Annotated in this window: 20 protein-coding genes and 2 pseudogenes; 10 read left to right on the top strand and 12 right to left on the bottom strand. The window is 70.0% G+C overall.

Translation table 11 applies throughout. The annotated features are described in order from the left end of the window. Positions 1 to 11 precede the first annotated feature (11 nt). Positions 12 to 260 carry a hypothetical protein gene (locus ACQEXA_RS18560; RefSeq protein WP_432933077.1) on the top strand — a complete coding sequence of 83 codons (249 nt, stop codon included), beginning with the start codon at positions 12 to 14 and terminating at the stop codon, positions 258 to 260. A gap of 145 nt (positions 261 to 405) precedes the next feature. Here ACQEXA_RS18560 and ACQEXA_RS18565 read toward each other — a convergent pair whose 3' ends face one another. Further along, a complete protein-coding gene (locus ACQEXA_RS18565; protein ID WP_432933075.1) occupies positions 406 to 1,758 on the bottom strand; it encodes an NADH-quinone oxidoreductase subunit D in 1,353 nt (450 codons plus the stop codon). A 565-nt stretch (positions 1,759 to 2,323) separates the two neighbouring features. On the opposite strand from ACQEXA_RS18565, the gene ACQEXA_RS18570 reads away from it, so the two are divergent. Continuing rightward, a complete protein-coding gene (locus tag ACQEXA_RS18570) occupies positions 2,324 to 3,298 on the top strand; it encodes a tyrosine-type recombinase/integrase (RefSeq protein WP_432933073.1) in 975 nt (324 codons plus the stop codon). A 9-nt stretch (positions 3,299 to 3,307) separates the two neighbouring features. Here the strand turns inward: ACQEXA_RS18570 and ACQEXA_RS18575 are convergent, their stop codons facing one another. Beyond that, positions 3,308 to 3,721, bottom strand: coding sequence for a MerR family transcriptional regulator (locus ACQEXA_RS18575; RefSeq protein ID WP_433130586.1), 414 nt, complete (start codon positions 3,719 to 3,721; stop codon positions 3,308 to 3,310). 445 nt (positions 3,722 to 4,166) lie between these two features. On the opposite strand from ACQEXA_RS18575, the gene ACQEXA_RS18580 reads away from it, so the two are divergent. Further along, positions 4,167 to 5,618 carry a SulP family inorganic anion transporter gene (locus tag ACQEXA_RS18580; RefSeq protein WP_432939586.1) on the top strand — a complete coding sequence of 484 codons (1,452 nt, stop codon included), beginning with the start codon at positions 4,167 to 4,169 and terminating at the stop codon, positions 5,616 to 5,618. Between the two features lie 71 nt (positions 5,619 to 5,689). Here the strand turns inward: ACQEXA_RS18580 and ACQEXA_RS18585 are convergent, their stop codons facing one another. The 6 genes from ACQEXA_RS18585 to ACQEXA_RS18610 form a co-directional block, all read right to left on the bottom strand. Then, positions 5,690 to 8,746, bottom strand: coding sequence for a Tn3 family transposase (locus tag ACQEXA_RS18585; protein ID WP_432933069.1), 3,057 nt, complete (start codon positions 8,744 to 8,746; stop codon positions 5,690 to 5,692). A gap of 118 nt (positions 8,747 to 8,864) precedes the next feature. Beyond that, positions 8,865 to 9,131 (bottom strand): hypothetical protein, encoded by a 267-nt coding sequence (locus ACQEXA_RS18590; protein ID WP_432933067.1) that lies wholly within the window; start codon positions 9,129 to 9,131, stop codon positions 8,865 to 8,867. 41 nt (positions 9,132 to 9,172) lie between these two features. Next, positions 9,173 to 9,304: a hypothetical protein gene (locus ACQEXA_RS18595; RefSeq protein ID WP_432933065.1), complete on the bottom strand. Its 132-nt coding sequence runs from the start codon at positions 9,302 to 9,304 to the stop codon at positions 9,173 to 9,175. A gap of 4 nt (positions 9,305 to 9,308) precedes the next feature. Further along, positions 9,309 to 9,539 carry a hypothetical protein gene (locus ACQEXA_RS18600; protein ID WP_432933063.1) on the bottom strand — a complete coding sequence of 77 codons (231 nt, stop codon included), beginning with the start codon at positions 9,537 to 9,539 and terminating at the stop codon, positions 9,309 to 9,311. A gap of 360 nt (positions 9,540 to 9,899) precedes the next feature. Then, the gene (locus ACQEXA_RS18605) at positions 9,900 to 10,103 is read right to left on the bottom strand and encodes a cold-shock protein (RefSeq protein WP_359400079.1); all 204 of its coding nucleotides are present in this window, start codon (positions 10,101 to 10,103) and stop codon (positions 9,900 to 9,902) included. 315 nt (positions 10,104 to 10,418) lie between these two features. Next, complete coding sequence (locus ACQEXA_RS18610; protein ID WP_432933061.1) at positions 10,419 to 11,486, bottom strand: tyrosine-type recombinase/integrase; 1,068 nt, start codon at positions 11,484 to 11,486, stop codon at positions 10,419 to 10,421. A gap of 304 nt (positions 11,487 to 11,790) precedes the next feature. On the opposite strand from ACQEXA_RS18610, the gene ACQEXA_RS18615 reads away from it, so the two are divergent. From ACQEXA_RS18615 to mihF, 3 genes are all read left to right on the top strand, one after another. Next, a complete protein-coding gene (locus tag ACQEXA_RS18615) occupies positions 11,791 to 12,372 on the top strand; it encodes a hypothetical protein (protein WP_433130589.1) in 582 nt (193 codons plus the stop codon). After that, positions 12,369 to 12,641, top strand: a complete 273-nt coding sequence (locus ACQEXA_RS18620) for a hypothetical protein (protein WP_432933057.1) — start codon at positions 12,369 to 12,371, stop codon at positions 12,639 to 12,641. The genes ACQEXA_RS18615 and ACQEXA_RS18620 overlap by 4 nt, the downstream gene beginning before the upstream one ends. 424 nt (positions 12,642 to 13,065) lie before the next feature. Further along, positions 13,066 to 13,380 (top strand): integration host factor, actinobacterial type, encoded by a 315-nt coding sequence (mihF, locus tag ACQEXA_RS18625; protein ID WP_432933055.1) that lies wholly within the window; start codon positions 13,066 to 13,068, stop codon positions 13,378 to 13,380. Between the two features lie 72 nt (positions 13,381 to 13,452). Here mihF and ACQEXA_RS18630 read toward each other — a convergent pair whose 3' ends face one another. The 3 genes from ACQEXA_RS18630 to ACQEXA_RS18640 all read right to left on the bottom strand — a co-directional run bounded on the left by ACQEXA_RS18630 (position 13,453) and on the right by ACQEXA_RS18640 (position 14,687). Further along, positions 13,453 to 13,929 (bottom strand): hypothetical protein, encoded by a 477-nt coding sequence (locus ACQEXA_RS18630; RefSeq protein WP_433130591.1) that lies wholly within the window; start codon positions 13,927 to 13,929, stop codon positions 13,453 to 13,455. A 79-nt stretch (positions 13,930 to 14,008) separates the two neighbouring features. Continuing rightward, complete coding sequence (locus ACQEXA_RS18635) at positions 14,009 to 14,350, bottom strand: hypothetical protein (RefSeq protein ID WP_432933051.1); 342 nt, start codon at positions 14,348 to 14,350, stop codon at positions 14,009 to 14,011. 109 nt (positions 14,351 to 14,459) lie between these two features. Next, positions 14,460 to 14,687 (bottom strand): helix-turn-helix domain-containing protein, encoded by a 228-nt coding sequence (locus tag ACQEXA_RS18640; RefSeq protein WP_432933049.1) that lies wholly within the window; start codon positions 14,685 to 14,687, stop codon positions 14,460 to 14,462. Between the two features lie 137 nt (positions 14,688 to 14,824). Here ACQEXA_RS18640 and ACQEXA_RS18645 point away from each other — a divergent pair. From ACQEXA_RS18645 to ACQEXA_RS18655, 3 genes and pseudogenes are all read left to right on the top strand, one after another. Next, positions 14,825 to 15,191: pseudogene (locus tag ACQEXA_RS18645) on the top strand (single-stranded DNA-binding protein); the annotation flags it as partial. A 241-nt stretch (positions 15,192 to 15,432) separates the two neighbouring features. After that, complete coding sequence (locus tag ACQEXA_RS18650; protein WP_433130593.1) at positions 15,433 to 15,666, top strand: hypothetical protein; 234 nt, start codon at positions 15,433 to 15,435, stop codon at positions 15,664 to 15,666. Between the two features lie 79 nt (positions 15,667 to 15,745). Further along, complete coding sequence (locus ACQEXA_RS18655; RefSeq protein WP_432933045.1) at positions 15,746 to 16,291, top strand: site-specific integrase; 546 nt, start codon at positions 15,746 to 15,748, stop codon at positions 16,289 to 16,291. 922 nt (positions 16,292 to 17,213) lie between these two features. Here the strand turns inward: ACQEXA_RS18655 and ACQEXA_RS18660 are convergent. Beyond that, positions 17,214 to 18,467: pseudogene (locus ACQEXA_RS18660) on the bottom strand (recombinase family protein); the annotation flags it as partial. A 274-nt stretch (positions 18,468 to 18,741) separates the two neighbouring features. Here ACQEXA_RS18660 and ACQEXA_RS18665 point away from each other — a divergent pair. Continuing rightward, complete coding sequence (locus ACQEXA_RS18665; RefSeq protein WP_433128595.1) at positions 18,742 to 19,965, top strand: IS110 family transposase; 1,224 nt, start codon at positions 18,742 to 18,744, stop codon at positions 19,963 to 19,965. The last annotated feature ends 132 nt before the right edge of the window (positions 19,966 to 20,097 follow it).

Raw genomic sequence — 20,097 nt, forward strand, 5'->3', positions numbered from 1 at the left:
TACAGCGCTCGATGCCGGCCAACACCTGCCGGGCCTACGAGCGACAGGGGCGCGACTTCATCGCCTGGTGCGCCGAGCACGACCGCACTCCACTGCCCGCAACCGCGCAGCCCCTCGCCGAGTACGTGTCGCTCCTTGCCGACCTCGCCAAGGCGCCGTCCATCATCGAGCAGGCCATCGCCGCCATCCGCACCGCCCACCGCACCGCACCGCCGGTTACAAGGGCCAGCCCGAGACAGCCGCCGCCCTCGCAGTGCTGAAGGTGCACCGCCACGTCGTAAGTCTCGGTTCGCGCCCGGGCTGGGCAGTTCGGCCGACCGGTGGGTCTGGATCGATGAGCTGCTGTACCGGGCTACCGGCTCACGGCCGGGAACCGCGCACAAGACGACCACACTTGCGTGGCTCTCACCGGTCCACGCCTCCCATCACCGGGTCGATGCTCGCCACCGCGACGATGACGTCCGCGACCTGCCCGCCCTCGCACATCGCGGCCATCGCCTGCAGGTTGGTGAAGCTGGGGTCGCGGAAGTGCACCCGGTACGGCCGGGTGCCGCCGTCGGAGACGACGTGCACGCCCAGCTCGCCTCGCGGCGATTCGACCGCCGCGTAGGCCTGCCCCGGCGGGACGTGGAAGCCCTCCGTCACCAGCTTGAAGTGGTAGATCAGCGCCTCCATGGACTCCCCCATGATCTTGCGGATGTAATCCAGGGAGTTGCCCAGCCCGTCCGCGCCAAGTGAGAGCTGCGCCGGCCACGCGATCTTCTTGTCCGCGACCATCACGCTGCCGCCGACGCCGGTCGGCCCGTCGCCCTTGAGCTGCTCCAGGCACTGCTCCACGATCCGCAGCGACTGCTCCATCTCGTGCAGCCGGATCAGAAACCGGCCGTAGGAGTCGCAGGTGTCGGCGGTCTCGACCTCGAAGTCGTAACTCTCGTAGCCGCAGTAGGGCTGCGTTTTGCGCAGGTCGTGCGGCAGGCCGGTGGCCCGCAGGATCGGACCGGTCGCGCCGAGCGCCATGCAGCCGGAAAGGTCCAGGTAGCCGACGTCGACCAGGCGGGCCTTGAAGGCCGGGTTGTCGGTCGCCAGTTTGTCGTACTCGGGCATCCGCTGGCGCAGCAGCCTCACGCCCTCGCGGATCTGGTCCAGCGCGCCCGGGGGAAGATCTTCCGCGAGCCCGCCGGGGCGGACGTAGCCGTGGTTCATGCGCAGGCCGGTGACCAGCTCGAAGATGTCGAGGATGACCTCCCGGTCGCGAAAGCCGTAGACCATCAGCGTGGTGGAGCCGATCTCCATCCCGCCCGCGGCGACGGCCACCAGATGCGAGGAGATCCGGTTGAGCTCCATCATCATCACGCGGATGACGCTCGCCCGCTCCGGCACGTCGGCGGTGATCCCGAGCAGCTTCTCCACCGCCAGGCAGTAGGCCGTCTCGTTGAACAGCGGCATCAGGTAGTCCATGCGGGTCACGAACGTCGTGCCCTGCACCCACGTGCGGAACTCCATGTTCTTCTCGATGCCGGTGTGCAGGTAGCCGATGCCGCAGCGGGCCTCGCGCACCGTCTCGCCGTCGATCTCCAGGACCAGGCGCAGCACGCCGTGCGTGGACGGGTGCTGCGGACCCATGTTCACGATGATCCGTTCGTCGTCCGCCTTCTCCGCCGCGGCCAGAAGTTCGTCCCAGTCGCCGCCGGTGATCGTGTAGATATGGCCCTCGGTGGTGTCGCGGGCGCCTGCTGTTCCGTGCTCGGGACTGGTCATCGGCTGTAGGACCTCCGTGTGGTCGCCGATCGCGTCCGCGTGTGCCGCCTGCGACGCAATCGGGCACTAAATCCAGGATTGCGCCCTTCTGGCAGGAACGGACAGTCATGCGCCTGCCTGGCCGGACCACCGGTCTCCGCCTGGAGGTTCCCGCTTTCGTCGCCGTGGACCGGGGGGCCGCCAGGTCCCTGAGTTCCGATCGGGCACCCAGACGACATGCACCAGGACCGCCGTCCGGGGAGAAGACCAGTTCGTAAGGGGCGTGGGTTCTCATCGCTGCTTCCTGCGTGGGGTCCGTAGTCGGGTCTTCATGGGGCGGCGGGATTTGCCCCACGCCGGGACGGGTTCTCCGCCTGCGAGGGGGTAACCGCCCGGGTAGCCGATCGCCCCCTTGGCGGAGGACGAGTTCATGAACCGTTCCGATCCTCCCCGCGGGCCTGTACGCTCCGTGACGATCCGCCACGGATAATGCCCTAATATCTGCGGTAACTTGATTCGTCACCTGCGGTGATGTTCTCCGGCCGCTGCGTGAAGCGGCCCTGTTATCTGTGGTAAGGGGGAAGCGGTGCCCACCGTCGTGCAGCTGCCGACCGGCAAGGCGCTGACCGTCCGGACGGCGGCCGATGCCTTTCTCGACTCACTCGGCAATCCGAACACGGTCCGCAACTACGGGATCGGGGTGGGCAAGACCGCCGAACGGCTCGGCGAGGGCCGGCCGATCGCGATGGTCGCGGACGAAGAGATCGGCGAGGCCCTGGAACTGCTGTGGGGCACCGCGGCGGTGAACACATGGAACGCCCGCCGGGCGGCGGTGATGTCGTGGCTGGGCTGGTGCTGTGAGCGCGGGTACGACGGCCCGGCGGTCCCGGCGTGGGCGAAGCGGCTGGCGGTGCCGGACTCCGAGACCCTGGCCCGCTCGAAGATGGCGATTGACCGGTTGATCGTCCGGCGTGAGGTCCACCTGCGGGAGAAGACGCTGTGGCGGATGCTGTACGAGACCGCCGGACGGGCGGAGGAGATCCTGGGCGTGAACATCGAGGACCTCGACTTCGCCGGGCGCCGCTGCCCGGTCAAGGCCAAGGGTGCCCGGACCAAGGCCCGTCGCCGCGGCCAGGTCCGCGAGGACTTCGTGCTGGAGACCGTCTACTGGGACGCCGGCACCGCCCGGCTGCTGCCGCGGCTGCTGAAGGGGCGCACGCGCGGTCCGGTGTTCGTCACCCACCGCCGCCCGGGGCCGGGCAAGGTCGTCAGCTCCCGCGATGTCTGTCCGGACACCGGCTTTGCCCGCCTCTCCTATGGGCAGGCCCGCGCACTGCTGGACGAGCACACCGCGGTGCGTGGGCCGGGCACCGGCTGGGACCTGCACGAGTACCGGCACTCCTCCCTCACGCACCTCGGCGAGGCCGGGGCCAGTCTGCTGATGCTCATGGCGAAGTCGCGGCACAAGAAGCCGGAGAACGTTCGCCGCTACTTCAAGCCGTCCCCCGAGGCGATCGCCGAACTGACGAGCCTGCTCGCGCCGGGCGACAGCAGGCGCTGAGGGGGTGGCTCAGGCCCGCGCGGGGGCCGTGTGGTCCAGGCGGGTGCGGAGGGCGGCCGCGAACTCCTCGGCACGGGAGAGCTGCACCCGCAGGTCCTCGATCTTCTCGGCCGCGGCCCGTTCGTAACCGCGCACGCGCTCCATCAGCTGCTCCCGCTCTTCGCCGCCAGCGGTGTCCTCGGCCGCGTCGAGCCGGTCGGTCGCCTCCAGCAGGTCGCGCATCTGCTCCAGGGTGAAGCCGAGCGGCTTCATGCGCCGGATGACCATCAGGCGGGCGACGTCGGCCTCGGTGTAGAGGCGGAAGCCGCCCTGGGAGCGGGCGGAGGGGACGACCAGGCCGGTCTCCTCGTAATGCCGGATGGTGCGCAGGGACAGCTCGGTCCGCGCGGCGACCTCGCCGATCTGCATGTGCCTGTCGTCCACGCCGTTCCTGGCCCTTCGTCTCCCCGGTGCTGCCGCGTCCCGTGCGACCACCACCGATTCCTACTCTAACGTTAGGGCAGGGTTTCTGATGGTGGAAGTCGGCTCCTGGTCGGCGCCACCACTGCCGCGTCGAGGCCGACGGTGCCCCCGGCGAAGATCCGATTCCTGCAGGAGACAAGCGTGCGCGAGCCCATGACGCCCGGCGCCGCCGCCTGCCCGCCGTGACGCTTCGCCCCGGGACGTGAGCCCGGCCGCGCCTTCGCGCAGCCCCTGCTTTCGTCCCCATTCGACTTTCGGCCCGCACCCGGGCCATCCGTGGGCGCCGCTCCTGGCCCGCCCGCGCCCATCACGCACACCCCTTGCCTTCCGATGAGGGTGTGCCCGAGCACGACAGGTACCTGCTTCCTTGCCTTCCTCAGCACCGCTTGCGGCCTCGCGCCTGCGCATGGGCCGCCCCTCCTGGCTGTCCCCGAAGGTCTTCCGCACCGAGGCCCTGGCCGGCCTGGTCGTCGGTCTGGCCCTGATCCCTGAGGCGATCTCGTTCTCCGTGATCGCCGGTGTCGACCCCAAGGTCGGACTGTTCGCCGCCTGCACGATGGCGATGACGATCGCCTTCGTCGGCGGCCGACCCGCCATGATCTCCGCCGCCACCGGCGCGGTCGCCCTGGTCGTCGCCCCCATCGCCCGCCAGCACGGGCTCGGCTACCTGATCGCCACCGTCATCCTGGCCGGCGTCTTCCAGATCGTCCTGGGCTCACTCGGGGTCGCCAAGCTGATGCGGTTCGTGCCGCGCTCGGTCATGGTCGGCTTCGTCAACGCGCTGGGCATCTTGCTGTTCACCGCCCAGATCCCCAATCTGCGCGACGTGCCCTGGCCGGTCTACCCGCTGGTCGCCGCCGGCCTGACGCTGATGGTGCTCTTCCCCAAGGTCACCAAGGCAGTGCCCGCACCGCTGGTGTCGATCGTGATCCTGACCGCGATCACCGTGGCTGCCGGGATCGCCGTCCCCACGGTGGGCGACAAGGGCAAGCTGCCCTCCTCCCTGCCCCTCCCCGGCCTGCCGGACGTGCCCTTCACCTGGCACACCCTCACCCTCATCGCCCCCTACGCGCTGGCGATGGCGCTGGTGGGGCTCATGGAGTCGATGATGACCGCCAAACTCGTGGACGACCTCACCGACACCCACTCCGACAAGACCCGGGAGTCGATCGGCCAGGGCATCGCCAACATCGTCACCGGCATCTTCGGCGGCATGGGCGGCTGCGGAATGATCGGCCAGACAATGATCAACATCAAGAGCGACGCCCGGACCCGCCTGTCCACCTTCCTCGCCGGGTTCTTCCTGCTGATCCTGTGCATCGCCCTGGGCCCGGTCGTCTCGAAGATCCCGATGGCCGCGCTGGTCGCCGTCATGGTCCTGGTCTCGGTGGGCACCTTCGACTGGCACTCCATCGCGCCCAAGACCCTCAAGCGCATGCCGCTCGGCGAGACCACCGTCATGGTGATCACCGTCATCGTGGTGGTGGCCACCGGCAACCTGTCCATCGGCGTCGTCGTCGGCACGGTCACCACCATGGTGATCTTCGCTCGCCGCGTCGCCCACCTCGCCACCGTCACCGACCCCGACGGCACCAGCGTCGTCTACTCCGTGACGGGCGAGCTGTTCTTCGCCTCCTCCAACGACCTGGTCAGCCAGTTCGACTACGCGGGCGACCCCGACAAGGTCGTCATCGACCTGACGGCGGCGCACATCTGGGACGCCTCGTCCGTCGCAGCCCTCGACGCCATCGAGACCAAGTACGCCCAGCGCGGCAAGAGCGTCGAGATCACCGGCTTGAACGACCCCAGCGCCCACCTCCACGGCAAGCTCAGCGGCGAACTCGTCGGCAGCCACTGACCCGCCCCCGCACCCAAACGGCGGCTGCCCCGGCAAATCGGGGCGGCCGCCGCCGCGTCCCGGGTGCGGGCTTACTCCTCGTCGGTGGTGTCCTTGTCGCGCAACGGCCGCAGGCCGCCCGGCAGGTCCGGGAGCTGGAAGGAGTACCGGCCCAGCATGTTGATGTGATGCCGGACGAACGGGGAGAGGCGGGCCACATCCTCGTCGCGGACGTCGAACCCCTCGCTGCGGAGCTGGGTGACGGCGGCGTCCATGTAGCGGGTGTTGAAGAGCACGAGCGCGTTGAGGACCAGGCCGAGGGCGCCGATCTGATCCTCCATGCCGTCCTGGTAGCGCTGGTACAGCTGCCCCTGCTTCCCGTGGAAGATCTTCCGGGCCAGCGCGTGGCGGCCCTCCTGGAGGTTGGCCTGCACCTTGATCTGCCTGCGGTAGCCGGGCTCGTCGGCCAGGCGCAGGATGTGCAAGGTCTTCGCGATCCGCCCGTAGTGCGCGATGGCGTCGCCCAGCGGGGTCGGGCGGCCGTCGCGGGACAGCATCCGGATGACGTCGTAGGCGCGGACCGCGCCGGTGTGGATGGAGCCGATGATCCGCAGGATGTCCTCCCAGTGCCGCTCGATCCGCACCAGGCCGACCCGGCCGCGGGCCGCATCTTGGAAGGCCCCGTAGTCGGCCGCGCGGTCGATACGCCACATCTTCTGGTCCGGCAGGTCCGCCAGCTGCGGCGCGTAGGCGAACCCGGCGAGGGTAAGCAGGCCGAACACTATGTCGGAGTACGAAGCGGTATCCGTGACGATCATCTCCGGGCGCTTGCCGCCGTCGCGGTCGTAGAGCACATCCAGCACGTACAGGGAGTCGCGCGGGGTGCCGGCCACCACCTTCCCGCCCAGGCCCGCCGCCTGGTCGTTGATCATGTTGAGCCAGGTGGCGCCGCCCCGGCGCCCGAAGTACTTGGGGTTCGGCCGCGCGTACACGCTCGGCGCCGGCACCACGAACCGCATCCCGTCCACGGAGGCGACCAGCCCGCCGCCCCACGCCTGGGCGAGCAGGATGGACGCCTGCGTGTTGATCAGTGTCGCGTTCGCCGCCCAGTACGTCGCGAGGCGCAGATACGTCTGGTCGACGTGACTCAGCCGCCCGTACTTCAGCGCGTCGATCCCACCGATGACCGGGGTGTAGCCGACATTGCAGCCGTGCGCGACCAGCAGGGCGGCGATCGTCACGTGCAGGTCCTTCAGCCTCGCCTCTCCGCCGGTGACCGAGGTGAACGCCTGGTCGGCGCCGGTCCAGGAGAACACCTCCAGCAGCACCTCCGGGAGGTCGACGCGGGGCAGCATCGCGTTCACCGCCGCCCGCAGGTCGAGCAGGGAGGCCGGTTCCGGTTCCGGCTCCAGCGCGGCGAAGTGCAGCCGCCCGTCGTCGTCGAAGACGATCTGCGAGTTCGCCGGCAGCCGCTCGGCGACCTCGCGATACGTGCCGTGAAGCAGCGCGGCCCGCGCCGCCAGGTGCTCACCCGCCCCCGCGGGAAGCCCGAGGGAGGCCAGGACGGTGGGCTTGGCCTGCTCCCATGCCTCCCCGGCCAGCAGCTTCGCCCGAGGGCCGCCCCACTTGGAGGAGTTCTTCGCGAACACCTCCCGCCGGCGCAGCATCCGGTGGAACTGTTCCAGTACGCAGAACACGTACGCCTTCCAGTCCACCGTGCCCGGCTCCAGATGCGGGGCCGAGAGCACCAGGCGCCTCCACGAACCCACCAGCAGGCCGGTGTCGATCTCGGCCGGGCCGACCTTCTTGCGCCCCATGAGGTCCGGGAGCGACTTCAGCGCAGTCAGCACCGGCAGCCCTTCCGGGGTGGCACCGAAGTCGACGACCTTCACCAGGAGCTTGAGGAACGGGCGTACGGTGCCGAACCGGGTGACCAGGATGGACCGCCATGCCTCATCCGCATCCGAGTCCAGCGGCGGCGTCAGCTCGAACAGCGCGGCGATCGCGGCGGCCAGCTCCTGGCGCGGCACCACCGCCTCGATCCGCTCCCACATCGCCTCGAACGACTCCACCTTCGGCCCGCTGACCTCGCCGGTGTCGGTGTCGACCTGCTCGCTCGTGGTGTCGAACACGACCTGGAACGCGGTCGCCAGCCTCGCCGAGGCCCGCTCGACCCTCGGCAGGGTCTTGATCTTCTCCATGACCGTCTCCCGCTCCGCTTTGGCCAGCAGCTTCGTCGCGATCAGCACCTCCAGCAGATCCAGCGCGTCGTCCACCGCCCGAGTCGTCAGGTACACGGTGGTGGCCAGCAGCGTCGCCAGACGGCGGGAATCGCCGTGCCGGCGCAGCAGCGATGCCTTGCCATCCACGCCGTACCGGGACAGCTCCGCCAGCCGCCGCGGCGGTATCCCCGAGACGTCCAAGTCGGCCATGCCCAGGTCGGCGATCTCCTCCGCCCGCTGAAGCGACCACTTCATCTGCGGGCCCGACACCCGTACCGGCCCGCGCCGCAGCCGGTCCAGCTCGGACACCCGCTCGCCGGGCGGCACGGTCAGCAGCGAGTCCAGCACCGCCCGCTGACCGACATTCAGCAGCCCATACAGGGTGTCCCACAACCGCTGGTTCGCCGCCTCCCGCACACTGCCCACCAGCCGGGCCAGGCGGCTCGCCCGCGGCAGCAGCACCCGGCGCTCCCGCAGCCACCCCGCTGCCGCGTCGAACAGCGCCTTCGGCCCGTCACCGGTCGTCCAGGCCCGCGCGTCCAGCCACGAACTCAGCTCGTCCCGCACCTCCGCAAAGTCCCGCCAGCCCCCGGCCTCCTGGATCTCCCCCGCGTGGGAGCGGGCCGTACCGTCCCGCTCGCCGTACAGCTTCAGGCACGACGGGTCCTCGATCTCCAACTGCTCAGCCAGATACTCGGCCACCTCCGCTGGCACCTGCCGCGGATCCGACATGAACCGGCCCAAGTACCGCACACTCGACAGCTGGACCGCGTACCCAAGCCGATTGTGCGAACGCCGCTTGGCCTGCACTGCCTCCCTGTCTGCATCGTCCAGGAAGAAGTACCGCTCCAACTCCGCACGAGACGGAGCCCCGTGAAACACCCCATACCGGGCTGCCTGCTCATCCGACAGGAACTCAACCGCCACAACAGCTCTCCGAAGGTCGACAACAACGACCCTCGAAGGCTTCGACGACAGATCACCCCAGGTCAAAGCGCCAATCAGCCCGAAGAGGGCTTAGCGCACGATCTGACACGGATGTTCCTCAGCCCCCGATACCGCCGATCTTGCGGGTGGCGGTGACGGCGATGAGGTCGCCGCCCGGCGCCAGATCGTTGAGGTAGGCGGTGTTGCGTCGGCCGCGTTCGCCGTTGAGCAGGCATTTGGCGGCGCTGAGGACGCCAAGGGTCAGGCAGCCGCCGAGCAGGATGACGGTCGTGCCCTGGTCGAGGGTGAGACGGGTGATGACGGTCAGGTCCGCCAGCAGCTCGCCCTCGGGCGCCCAGAGCGGGGCCAGCGGGGATCCGTCCACAGTGGCGCCAGCCGTGCTGCAGGCGTCCGGACTTCCGTCCCTCACGCGGCGGGGTGCGCGGCCAGTGCGTACGGGCAGCGAACTGGACGCCAGCGAGTCCGCTTGACGAGCTTCCCGAGCCCGCTTTCGAGGCTGCCGTCGCTGCTGTGCGCGACGGTCGTCGCGCACAGCAACTTTCTACTCCTCCGTGGCGGGTTCTTCAGCCCCGGTCTCCTCGGCCGCGGGCTCTTCAGCCTCGGTCTCCTCGGCTGCGGTGGGGGCGGGTTCTTCAGCTCCCGTCTCCGCCGCCTCGGGGGCTGACTCTTCGCCCTCCGCAGGGCTGGCCTCAGCAGTGGCCGGTGACTCCTCGGGGGTGGTCTCCGCCTCTGTCCCTTCGGCCGCAGTGGGCTCCTTCCCGGTGTCGCTCATTAGCGCCGCCTTCCCGTACTGACAGGCAGGAATAGGCTCAGGTGTCGCCCGGTCGGACGACCGTCATGATGCGGAATTCATTACTCATGATGTCACCAAACAGTGGGGATTTGAGGCCGCAGCCGGTGCAGCATCGAAGCCCTCCAAGGGTTCCCATGCTCGCCGAAAGCAACGCTGAGCCCGAGGCTCCTCTGCTCTGGGCCGATGCCCTGCGGCGGCCTGGTGTGGGCCAGCCTGCGAAGGGCACCTGTGTGTGTTGGGGGGAGCGGCAGCCGGCGCACATGAGTAAGGGCGCGGCCAGGCACGGAGGCCCGGCACCCTCCACGCCTCCGCGGTGCCGGGCCTGTTCGGGCGCTGGGGTCAGACGACGCGGATGTTCTCCGCCTGGGGGCCCTTCTGGCCTTGGGTGATGTCGAACTCCACGTGCTGGCCCTCCCGCAGTTCGCGGTAGCCCTGAGCGGCGATGTTGGAGTGGTGGGCGAAGACGTCGGGGCCGCCGCCCTCCTGCTCGATGAAGCCGAAGCCCTTGTCCGCGTTGAACCACTTCACAGTGCCCTTGGCCATGGCTATCTCCTTCGAGGGGGTTCGGGCCCGCGCGGTGCGGGTCCGGAGGTAATCGCCCTGGTCCGGAGAGGGCTGTACAGCAAAGCGCCCGCGGGCAAGGTGACCCACGGGCGAACGACTTCGGAACCACGACTGCTCTGTGGATCACGCTAGTCCCTTCGCTGGGGCACCGCCAGGCCGAAACCCCGCCAGCCCCGTCGTGCGCCGGTGCAGGCACTGCCGTGACCCGCTGAGGGCGACGCCCGTAGCGACGCCCCGTTCTGAGCCGCGGCTCGTGGGGGCAGGCCGTCAAGGACTTGCCGAAGTAGACCGCGGTCAGCCCCGTCGGCGGGCGGCCGGGTCAGACGCTGCGACGTGGGCTGCGACCGCATCGACACCGGGGCGGGCGTACCGCTCCAAGGAGCGGACGGAGGCATGGCGGGAGCGGGCCAGCAGCATCGGGGTGGAGGTGCCGCGCTCGGCGTCGTGCGTCAGAGCACTGTGGCGGAGCCGGTGCAGCGTGAAGCCCTCCAGATCGGCGATGTCCGCCTCACGGGCGAGCGGGTTGGCCAGCAGCCGGGTGGAGGTCTCGAACATCTCCTCCGCCCGGCGGTAGGACAGGCGGGCCCTCCCGGTCTCCTCGCACACGTCCAGCGTCGCGGTCCCGGCCGGGGCCTGGCGGCCGGTGAGGAACAGCGGGCCGCGGGTGCGGCCGGCGATCAGGCGGGGCAGCAGCTGGGCGGTGCCGGACTGCCAGTGGATCCACTCCGTGGCACCGCCCTTGGATGTGATCTTGCCGCGCTTGTCCTGCGGGTAGAGGTCCTCCACGTTCAGGCACAGCACCTCATCCGCCCGAGCCGCGCTTTCGTAGAGGAGCTTCCAGAACGTCTTCTCCCTCAGGGCGGCCTCCAGCCGCCACAGGGCGGCAACCTGGTTCTCGGCGAGGGCCTTGGTGCGGTCCGGCGGAGCCGGGCGCCGCTCGATGCCGATCGTCGGATCGGTGGTGATCCAGCCCTGGCGCTGCCACCAGCCGATCGCCTTCCGGGCGATCGACAGCTCCCGGTTGACGGTGTCGGCGTCCATCTCGTCCGCCCGCGCCGCGGCGAGCTCCGCCAGCACCTCCGGCAGGCCGGGGTCGTCGATGACGGTGACCGGCACGGCGGGTGGCTTGGCGCCTCGGCGGGCCGGCCCGGTCGGCGCGGGCTCGCCAGCGACCATCCACCCCCACGTCGTCAGCGAGATCCGGTAGATGCGGGCGGAGGACTTCGCGATCCCGGCGCCGGTGAGGTACCGCTCGACCGCCGCGGTGTATGTGGCGGGTGGGGCGGACAGGGGCACCACCCGGGCGCGCGGCGAGGGGAGTACGCCCCCGCCGTCCAGCACGCTCGCCAGTTCGACCGACACCCGGCCCACCCCATTCCCGCCCGCCGCAGTAAATGCGTACACCTCGCCTGCGGCGGCCGGAGAACCCGCCGCAGGTCGCAGTGATCACGGTAGAGGTTCCGCAGTAAATCCGGCATTTACTGCGGACAGCCCCGCCCACCACACGACGGTGGCGAACAGCCCGCGACCGGTGGCGAACACAGGCGGCCGGTACCGACAGCAGCGGGCCGCTACCACCCCCACAGTGGCGGCTGACGCGATTCCGGTCCGGGCCCGCCCGATGCCGCCGTAGGCTGACTGCCTCACGACGGAGGGGAGACCAGCAGTGAGCGAGCACGACCAGGCCACAGCCGGCGGCGGTATCGACTACACCAGCATCGTGCACAGCCCGGATGGCCCCGGCCTCCCGCCCGGCACGGTCGGCATCGACACGTCCGGCATCAACCGCCCGCAGCGGGTCGACTTCGGCATCGACACCCTCGGCCAGTGGTGCATCGAAGCCCGCGCCGCCGACGGCACCCTGCTCGACCTCACCGACGACGGGATGGGCGAGAAGCCGATCGATCCGGCCGCGTACCCGACCGACAACCCCGCCGGCGCCGTCGGCCTGCACACCGAACTCACCCGCCGCTTCCCCGACAGCCAGATCGTCTGGCGCCCCGGCGTGATGAACAGCCTCGACGAGCACACCGCCGCCGCCCACCGGGCCCTGGCCACCGCAGCCAAGGACCGCAAGGCCGCCCGCACCGCCACCGACACCGCGAACGCCTCCCTGCGCAAGGCCCTGCCCCTGGCGGAGAAAGCCGGACTCGGCCTCGCCGAGATCGCCACCCGCACCGGATACGCCCGCTCCACCATCACCGCCGCCCTCAGCAGCCGGACCCCCACCGAGGGCACCGCCCCGTGACCGGAGCCAACCCCGCTCGCCAACGAACCCGCGCCCTCGTCGTCCGCGCAGGCCCTCTCACCTCCCAGCTGTCCATCCGGGCCTGGATTCACGGCCAGATAACGGTGAGCGTCGCCACCGACGAGATCACCGCCGCCACCGGACTGAGCCGCAGCGAACTCCCCGGGACCGAGCTGAGCGTGACCGCCGACCTGGCCGCGCTCTCGGACACCGACGTCTTGCCGCGCAAGATCCAACTGCCCGCACAGCGCCGCTTACAGGCAGCCTGACCGCCCGTACGGTCACGGCTCCTCAAACCCTGCTATCCCCTTCCGGCCGCATCTCGGCTGGCCCCGCTCGTCATCTCCACCGGCAAGAACAAGGGCGAGAACCCGTCGGTGGCCACCGTCTACCGCGTCCTGGCCGACGCCGACACCGAGGAGAGCGCGTGATCGTGGAATGCACCGGACCAAGGGTGGCGGCCCGCAGCTCGGCGCCAACTCCCCGGGAACGTATGGGCCTTCGGACCGTACGGCGGACACGAGGCGAGCACGACCACCGACCCGAGCCGGCGGACCGACACCCCCGGGCCTGCGGAACCCGATCCGGCACAGACGTTCGGGGAGAATCCGTAAACCTGCTGGTCACCGCCCCGCAGGCGGGGACATGATGGGCCTGTTCGACCCGACGTACCAACGAGAGGACATGGTTCCCATGGCACTTCCCCCGCTTTCCCCGGCGCAGCGACGGGCCGCGCTCGACAAGGCCGCCGTCGCACGCAAGGAGCGAGCCGAGGTGAAGGACGCCCTCAAGCACGGCACGCTGTCGCTGTCCGAGGTGTTGGCCGCTCCCTCCGAGTCGGTCGGCAAGATGCCGGTCCACTCGCTCCTCGCCGCTCTTCCCGGTATCGGCAAGATCCGCTCGCTTCAGGTCATGAAGGAACTCGGGATCTCCGAGAGCCGTCGCGTCCGTGGTCTCGGCAGCAACCAGAAGGACCTTCTCCTCGCGCGCTTCGGCTCGCACAGCTGACGCCAAGCGATCGCGATGCACGGCGGGAAGGGCTCCGGCCTCGGGCGCCGGAGCCCACGCGGCGGCAGCGGCTCATCCCAGGATGCCGTGGTGGGCCAGGGCCGCCATGAACTCCTTCGCTTGCACGGCCGGAGTCCCGCGCAGCGGCGGAGTACCCGGCGCCGGCCTGTCCTCGCCCAGCAGCCCCGTCAGCCTCATGGAGACCCGCTCGACCGTGGCCCGCATCTGCTGCTGCATCCGTTGCTCCACCACCTGCGCGTACGGCTCCGGGGCCTCACGCGTGTCGTGGATTCCGATCATCGCCGTCGCGTCCTGCGGGCCGCCCCCGAAGCCGTACGTACGGGATGTCCAGCCCAACTCGCGCGCGGCCTTGCGCAGCGTGGCCCGGATCAAGTCCACGCCGCCCAGCTGCGCGGCCTCCTCGCTCGACAGGCGCACCTGGAAGGTGCCGCCGTAACCGCCGGCCCCCTCGGGACCGCTGCGTTCCAGGAGCGGTACCAGCACCTTCGCCAGCGCGATACACCGCTCGTCCTGCGCGTACGACACCATGACGGTGAACGTACGCGACCCGCAGCCCTCCAGAGCACGGAACCCGCCACGGCCGACACGTACGGGCGACGGGCCCTGGCTACCGCTCGCGCAGGTCATACGGGTTGCTCTCCCCGTACCGGTCGTCGGCCTCGGTCAGGTCGAAGCCCTCTTCCCACTCATCCGTCTTCAGCCAGTTCACCGGCCCGCCGGCCCGGAACTGGGACTCCCAGCGAGGCTCACCCACGGTGAAGGCGTGAAGCTGCGGCTGTTCGTCGCTGTCCCTGCGCACGAACTTCTCGTCGTACGTGAGGAAGTGGCCCATGTCATCGCGGTCCTCACGAACCTCTTCCGGCAGTGTGACCACCCGGGTCACCGTGTCGTCGTCACAGTCGACCTCGACCATCACCGGCATCACGTACCGCACCCACCGCTTCGCCATAGCCCCAGCCCTTCGTCGTGCTCATCGAGAACGGGCGCCACGGTATCCAGCGCCGGGACAGGGGAACTGGGCTTCTCCAGAACACGCCCCAGCTCGGTATCGCTGCCGCTCACTCCGCGTCCGGCGAAGCAGCAACCTCCCGCACAGCCCCGCCGCGCGAGCGGAACTCCACGCCGGCATCGGCGAGGAGACCGTGGACCCCGCCGTAGGAGCGGCCGGTGGACTCGGCGAGAGCGCGGATGGAAACCCCCGCCTCGTACTGGGCCTTGAGCTCTGCGGCGACCTTGTCGCGCTCCGGACCGGGCATCAGCTTGCGGGCCGGCTTCTTCCTCGACATCAACGGGCTCCCCTTCTCGCAGGACAAGCAGACCCCGACATGATCGCGTGAGGCGCACGGCGACGGTACGGGTTCGTCCGATCCCGCCCCATCCCGGCCGGTACGGTGGGCACAGGACCACGGAGAGGGCGGCGGACATGGCGGGCGAGACGCTGGTGACGGTGGTGGGCAACCTGACCGCCGACCCGGAACTACGGCACACCGCCTCCGGCCTGCCCGTCACCGGGTTCACCATCGCGTCCACGCCCCGGACCTTCGACCGCGAGCGCAACGAATTCGTCGACGGCGAGCCGCTGTTCCTGCGCTGCTCGATCTGGCGCCAGGCCGCCGAGAACGCCGCCCAGTCGCTGGTCAAGGGCGCCCGGGTCATCGTCACCGGCCGTCTCAAGCAGCGCACCTTCGACGACAAGGAAGGCATCCGCCGCACCGTCGTCGAGATCGACGCCGAGGAGGTCGCCGCCTCCCTGACATACGCCAAGGCGTCCGTCACCAAGACCCACCGCCCCGACGGCGCTGCCCCCGCGCCTCGCTCCGCCACAGACAGCAGTCAGGCTCAGGCGGCGGCCCCCGCCGAGACCCACCCGTTCTGATCGCCGCAGACGCCACGCCACGATTGCGGCACACTCCGGAACTCCCAGACCACGTGCCGGGGTTCGGCTCGCGGGGGTACGGACTGACGGCTACGAGCGCGGCCAGGCGGCCGGGACACTCGGCGGCAGCGGGACCTCGTCCAGCCGCAGCAGTGATGTTCGCGCTGGCCGCAGGCAAGGCCCGCACCGGCAGGGCACTGGACAACCCGGTGCTCAAGACGGAGGGCCGGGTCACCCTGATCGACGGGCTCCTGGCCGCCGCCGTCCTGCTCGGCCTGGTCCTCAACGCCGCGCTGGGCTGGTGGTGGGCCGACCCGCTGGCCGGCTACGTCCTCGTCTACTACGCGGTCCGCGAGGTCCGAGAGATCTTCTCCAGCCACGGCCACTGACGCTCTCGCCGCAGCCGACAGGGGTCCTGCTATCCCTTTTCGGCCGCATCTCGGCCGGTCCCCGGAGACTCTCGCAGGCTTGCGGGACAGGGCGCTGGTCGTCCTCGGCTTCGCGATGATGGCGCGCCGCTCCGAGCCAGCCGCGCTCCAGCTCGAGGACGTCCGCTTCGGTGACGACGGCCTCACCGCGCTCGTCCGCAAGAGCAAGACCGACCAGACCGCAGAGGGCGCCGAAGTCCGTGTCCCGCACGGAGTCCACCCCGACACCGACCCCGTCCGTGTCGTACGCGCGTGGCTGCAAGCCCTCGCCCGGCACGGTTCGACGTCCGGACCGCTGCTCCGTCAAATCAACCGGTGGGACCAGCTGCAGCCGGGCGGCATGTCCGGCGCGGCTATCAACGACCGGGTGCGCCACCTCGCGTTGGCCGCCGGGCCGCCGAACGCTCCGGACTTCACCGCGCACGGTCTCCGGGCCAGCGGCCCCACAGAGGCCGCGAAAGCCGGGCACCCCGTCTCGTTCATCGCCGATCACGGCCGCTGGTCCAAGACCAGCCCGCAGGTGATGGAGTACATCCGTCCCGTCGACAAGTGTCGTGACAACCCCATGCGAGGCATCGACCTCTGAAACAGCAGCGGCCCGGTGTGGGACAGTCGCCCGGCCGGGCCGCTCTCGGTTGCTCCCCAGGTCACCCCCGCTGCTTCCACTCGATGCGCACGGCGCTGGGATCGAAGTACACCTGACCGGTTCCCGGCTTGAAGCCCTTCGGCCGGCCACGCCGGGAGGGCAAGACCGTCACCTCCATGAGGGCGTCGATGATCGCCCGCTTGCGCTCGAGGGTGTATCCCTTCCATGCCTTCCGTATCTCTGGAGTCCCAAGCGGCAGCCGGGCGAGCACGGGCACCGTGGCCCGGCGCGTCATCTCCGCCTCGATCTCGGCGAGCTTGGCGCGGGTGCGTGCCGTGCCGTCAAGCATCTGCTTTCGGGTGATCAAGTCGTCGTCGTAGTCGGCGGCGTACTGGTCGAGCTTCACGCGCAACATGTTGGCCCTCATGGCCAGTTGCTCCGTCGACTCGCCTTTCTCCGGGCTCGGGACAAACAGGCTCACGGCATTCGGACGGCTCAGACGCTCTACGGCGACCGCTTCGACGTACTCGTCGAGCAGTTCGGCGGTGCGGGTGACGTGAACGGCGGAGCGGCACCTGTAGGCGATGACGTGCTTCCGGTTGGCCCCGGTCCCTGAAGTCGAGCAGCGCATGGTGTCCCGGCAGCCCCGGCGATCCTCGGGGACAGGTTCGACCTTGACCGCCTTCAGCTTCCCGAAGGCGTCTTCCAGGTCTCGGGGCGCCCACTGTTGCCCCTCGGGAGCCTCCACAGCGGCGTACAGCGGCCAGGCCTCGTCATCGTCCGTGTACTGGCCGGAGTGCACGTATTCACGCCCGTCTGCTGCCCTGTAGCGCGTCACGAGGGCCCCGCAGCGGTAAAGGCCCGACCCGACCCACTTACGGGCGTTGCCGGGCGTCGTACGGCGCTCCGGCTGTTCCAGGATGCTCTTGGCGGCGCGCCACTTTTCCTCGGCTGTCAGGGGCGGCCACGACGCCTTGCCGATGATCTCGCCGCGGTGGTCGATCAGGCCGGCGTTCCGTGGCCGCAGCAGTGTGCGGCGCAGCTCGGTTGCCTGCCAGTCGCGCGCCACCGGTTCCGTGCGGCTGCCGTCTTCCAGCCGCTTGCGGCGGGGCACCGTGCGCACGCCCTTCTCTGCCCACTCGCGGCAGATTGCTCGCAGGGAGTCGCCCGCGATGATGGCGTCGATGGCCCTGCCGACGTACCAGGCCTCGGAGCCTTCGGCGATCTGTGCCTCTGCTCCGCACTCGCCGCAGGCGGCCGTGACGGTGAAGTCGTCTGCGCCGCCATCGTCCTCCCGTTCGATGGTGAACCCCTCCGCGGCGGGGCACTGCGGGCACTTCAGCGAACGGGGAGTGATGCCGTCACTTTCATAGCCGAACGGGCGCGGACCGCCTCGGTAAGTGCCTTCCCGAAGGTTGTCCTTCTTGGCGTCTCGAACGCGCTCGGCAATTTCCTCCGCCTCGTGCTGGTCGTCCACGGCCTTCCGGCGGGCCTCCCGCCGGCCATCCGCCGTGGTGAGGTCGTAGGTGCCGCCCTTCACGGTGGCGACGAGCAGGTTCTTCTCCTCCACCAGGTCCAGGAAGTCGAACGCCTCGCGGTAGCGGCGCTGGAGGCGCCGGGACGTCAGCGTCAGGACACCGTCAGCCTCGCCGTTGCGGAGCATCTTGAGCATGCGGTCGTACTTTGGTCGTGGCTTGCCGGAGTAGGCAGAGATGTCGTTTTCCACGAGGACCTCGACGACGTCGACACCGAGTTCTGCGGCCAGCTTCCGGCAGTCGCGTTCCTGGCGTCTTACGCCGTACCGGCGGCCTTCGCGGTCGTCTGAGATGCGGGTGTAGATCACGACGCGGCGTCGGACACCGCTGGCAGGCTCGGTCTTCATAGCGGTCAGAGTAGCCGTATAAAAGCGTCCCGCCACAGCACTTGACAGGTCGAAACCGCTGCCCGCCTTCGGTACGGAGGCGGGGCTGAGCCCGACCGTGAGCTTCTTCTGCGGCCACTCGCCTCCGGAGTTGCTGCCCGCGGCCCGCACCCGGTCCCGGCTCTCCGTCAGGCTCTTGTCGGGCAGACCGACCAGGGTGAACGCGGCCACGCCGGGTTCCAGGTCGGCCTGGACCTCGACCACCACGCCCTCCACGCCGACCAGGGCCACGGAGCACGCACGCGCGAAGCCCATCACGTCACCCCGTTACCTTTTCCGTGGCCCCGCAATGGGGCGCCTGGCCCCCGGGCCCGGTATGGCTGTTTGCCCCCTGTCGAGGTGATGACCTGGGGGGTGTTGCCGCCGGGCTTTGGGGCACCGCTTGACCGCTGATGAGGGGCCTGACGACCGCCTGGCCCGGTGCAACGCCGGACCGCTTGTGGGCGGGGATGTCTGCGTAACGTGGTTGCCGGCGTGTGGTGCCGCAGGGACGGCCGGGGGGAGCACGAGTGACGAGGGGCACGCGTACATGGTCGACACCGCCGGGATAGATCTCTTCCTCGGCCTGGACCTGGGCAAGGAGTTCCACCACGCCCACGGTCTGACGTGCGAAGGGAAGACCGTCCACGACAAGAGACTGCCGAACACCGAACCGAGGCTGCTGGAGCTGTTCAGCCGGCTGGTGACGAAGTTCGGCACCGTCCTGGTGATCGTGGACCAGGTCGCCAACATTGGCGCGTTGCCGCTGACGGTGGCCCGCGCGGCAGGCTGCCGGGTCGCCTACCTGCCCGGCTTGTCGATGCGCCGGGCCGCCGATCTGCATCCGGGCGAGGCCAAGACCGACGCCCGTGACGCCTACGTGATCGCTGAGACCGCCCGGAGCATGCCGCACACCCTGCGCGCGGTGGACCGTGACGACGAGGCGCTGGCCGAGCTGACCATGCTCACCGGCTACGACAACGACCTGGCCGGCGAGGTCAACCGCACCACGAACCGGCTGCGCGGCCTGCTCTCCCAGATCCATCCTTCCCTTGAACGCGTCCTCGGCCCCCGCCTGGCCTACCCCTACATCCAGGTTCTCCTTCAACGGCACGGATCCCCGTCCAGGCTGAAGAAGCTGGGCCGTGCCCGCTGCGAGGCCCTGCTCAAGGCCCACGGCTCACGCAAGGCCCACCACCTGACCGCAGAGATCTTCGACGCGCTCGCCGAGCAGACCCTTGTCGTTCCGGGCACCGAGGCCAGCGCCGTGATCGTGCCGGGACTCGCCGCCCAGCTCGCCGCCGCCCACACCCAGCGCCGCCAGGCCGAGCAGGAGATCGCCGCCCTGCTGGAGGCCCTCCCTCTTTTCCACCTCCTGACGTCCCTGCCCGGCCTGGGCGTCAGGACCACAGCCGCCGTGATCGTCGCGATCGGTGACGGCACTTCCTTCCCCACCGCCGGACACCTCGCCTCCTACGCCGGACTCGCCCCGGCCACGAAGTCCTCGGGCACCTCCATCCGCGGCGAGCACGCACCCCACCGCGGCAACCGACTCCTCAAACGCGCCCTGTTCCAGGCCGCGTTCGCCGCGATCGGCTGCAAGTCCGACCCGTCCTCCCGGATCTACTACGACCGTCAACGCGCACGCGGCAAGACCCACACCCAGGCGATCCTCCGCCTGGCCCGCCAGCGCGTGAACGTCATCCACGCGATGATCCGCACCGGCGCCCTCTACGAAGCACGCACCCCGGGCGACGTCGGCCTCGCCGCCTGACGACCCCACCGCCCCGCCCTCCAGGCCCCATCACGCCCGCGCACCGGCATGGCCACTCCGGCTCCGCCGGCCACCGGGCTGCCCATCAGCCACCCGATCCACCGGGAACGTCCCGATCCCGCTTCGCGGGAC

This window comes from Streptomyces sp. CA-106110 (genome assembly GCF_050936285.1).
In the GTDB taxonomy this organism is placed as follows: domain Bacteria; phylum Actinomycetota; class Actinomycetes; order Streptomycetales; family Streptomycetaceae; genus Streptomyces.

Coding starts and splice junctions, on each gene's coding strand:
- ACQEXA_RS18560 (WP_432933077.1), top strand. CDS start 12: ATGCCGGCCAACACCTGCCGGGCCTACGAGCGACAGGGGCGCGACTTC.
- ACQEXA_RS18565 (WP_432933075.1), bottom strand. CDS start 1,758: ATGACCAGTCCCGAGCACGGAACAGCAGGCGCCCGCGACACCACCGAG.
- ACQEXA_RS18580 (WP_432939586.1), top strand. CDS start 4,167: ATGGGCCGCCCCTCCTGGCTGTCCCCGAAGGTCTTCCGCACCGAGGCC.
- ACQEXA_RS18600 (WP_432933063.1), bottom strand. CDS start 9,539: ATGAGCGACACCGGGAAGGAGCCCACTGCGGCCGAAGGGACAGAGGCG.
- ACQEXA_RS18605 (WP_359400079.1), bottom strand. CDS start 10,103: ATGGCCAAGGGCACTGTGAAGTGGTTCAACGCGGACAAGGGCTTCGGC.
- mihF (WP_432933055.1), top strand. CDS start 13,066: ATGGCACTTCCCCCGCTTTCCCCGGCGCAGCGACGGGCCGCGCTCGAC.
- ACQEXA_RS18630 (WP_433130591.1), bottom strand. CDS start 13,929: ATGGTGTCGTACGCGCAGGACGAGCGGTGTATCGCGCTGGCGAAGGTG.
- ACQEXA_RS18635 (WP_432933051.1), bottom strand. CDS start 14,350: ATGGCGAAGCGGTGGGTGCGGTACGTGATGCCGGTGATGGTCGAGGTC.
- ACQEXA_RS18640 (WP_432933049.1), bottom strand. CDS start 14,687: ATGTCGAGGAAGAAGCCGGCCCGCAAGCTGATGCCCGGTCCGGAGCGC.
- ACQEXA_RS18650 (WP_433130593.1), top strand. CDS start 15,433: ATGTTCGCGCTGGCCGCAGGCAAGGCCCGCACCGGCAGGGCACTGGAC.
- ACQEXA_RS18665 (WP_433128595.1), top strand. CDS start 18,742: ATGGTCGACACCGCCGGGATAGATCTCTTCCTCGGCCTGGACCTGGGC.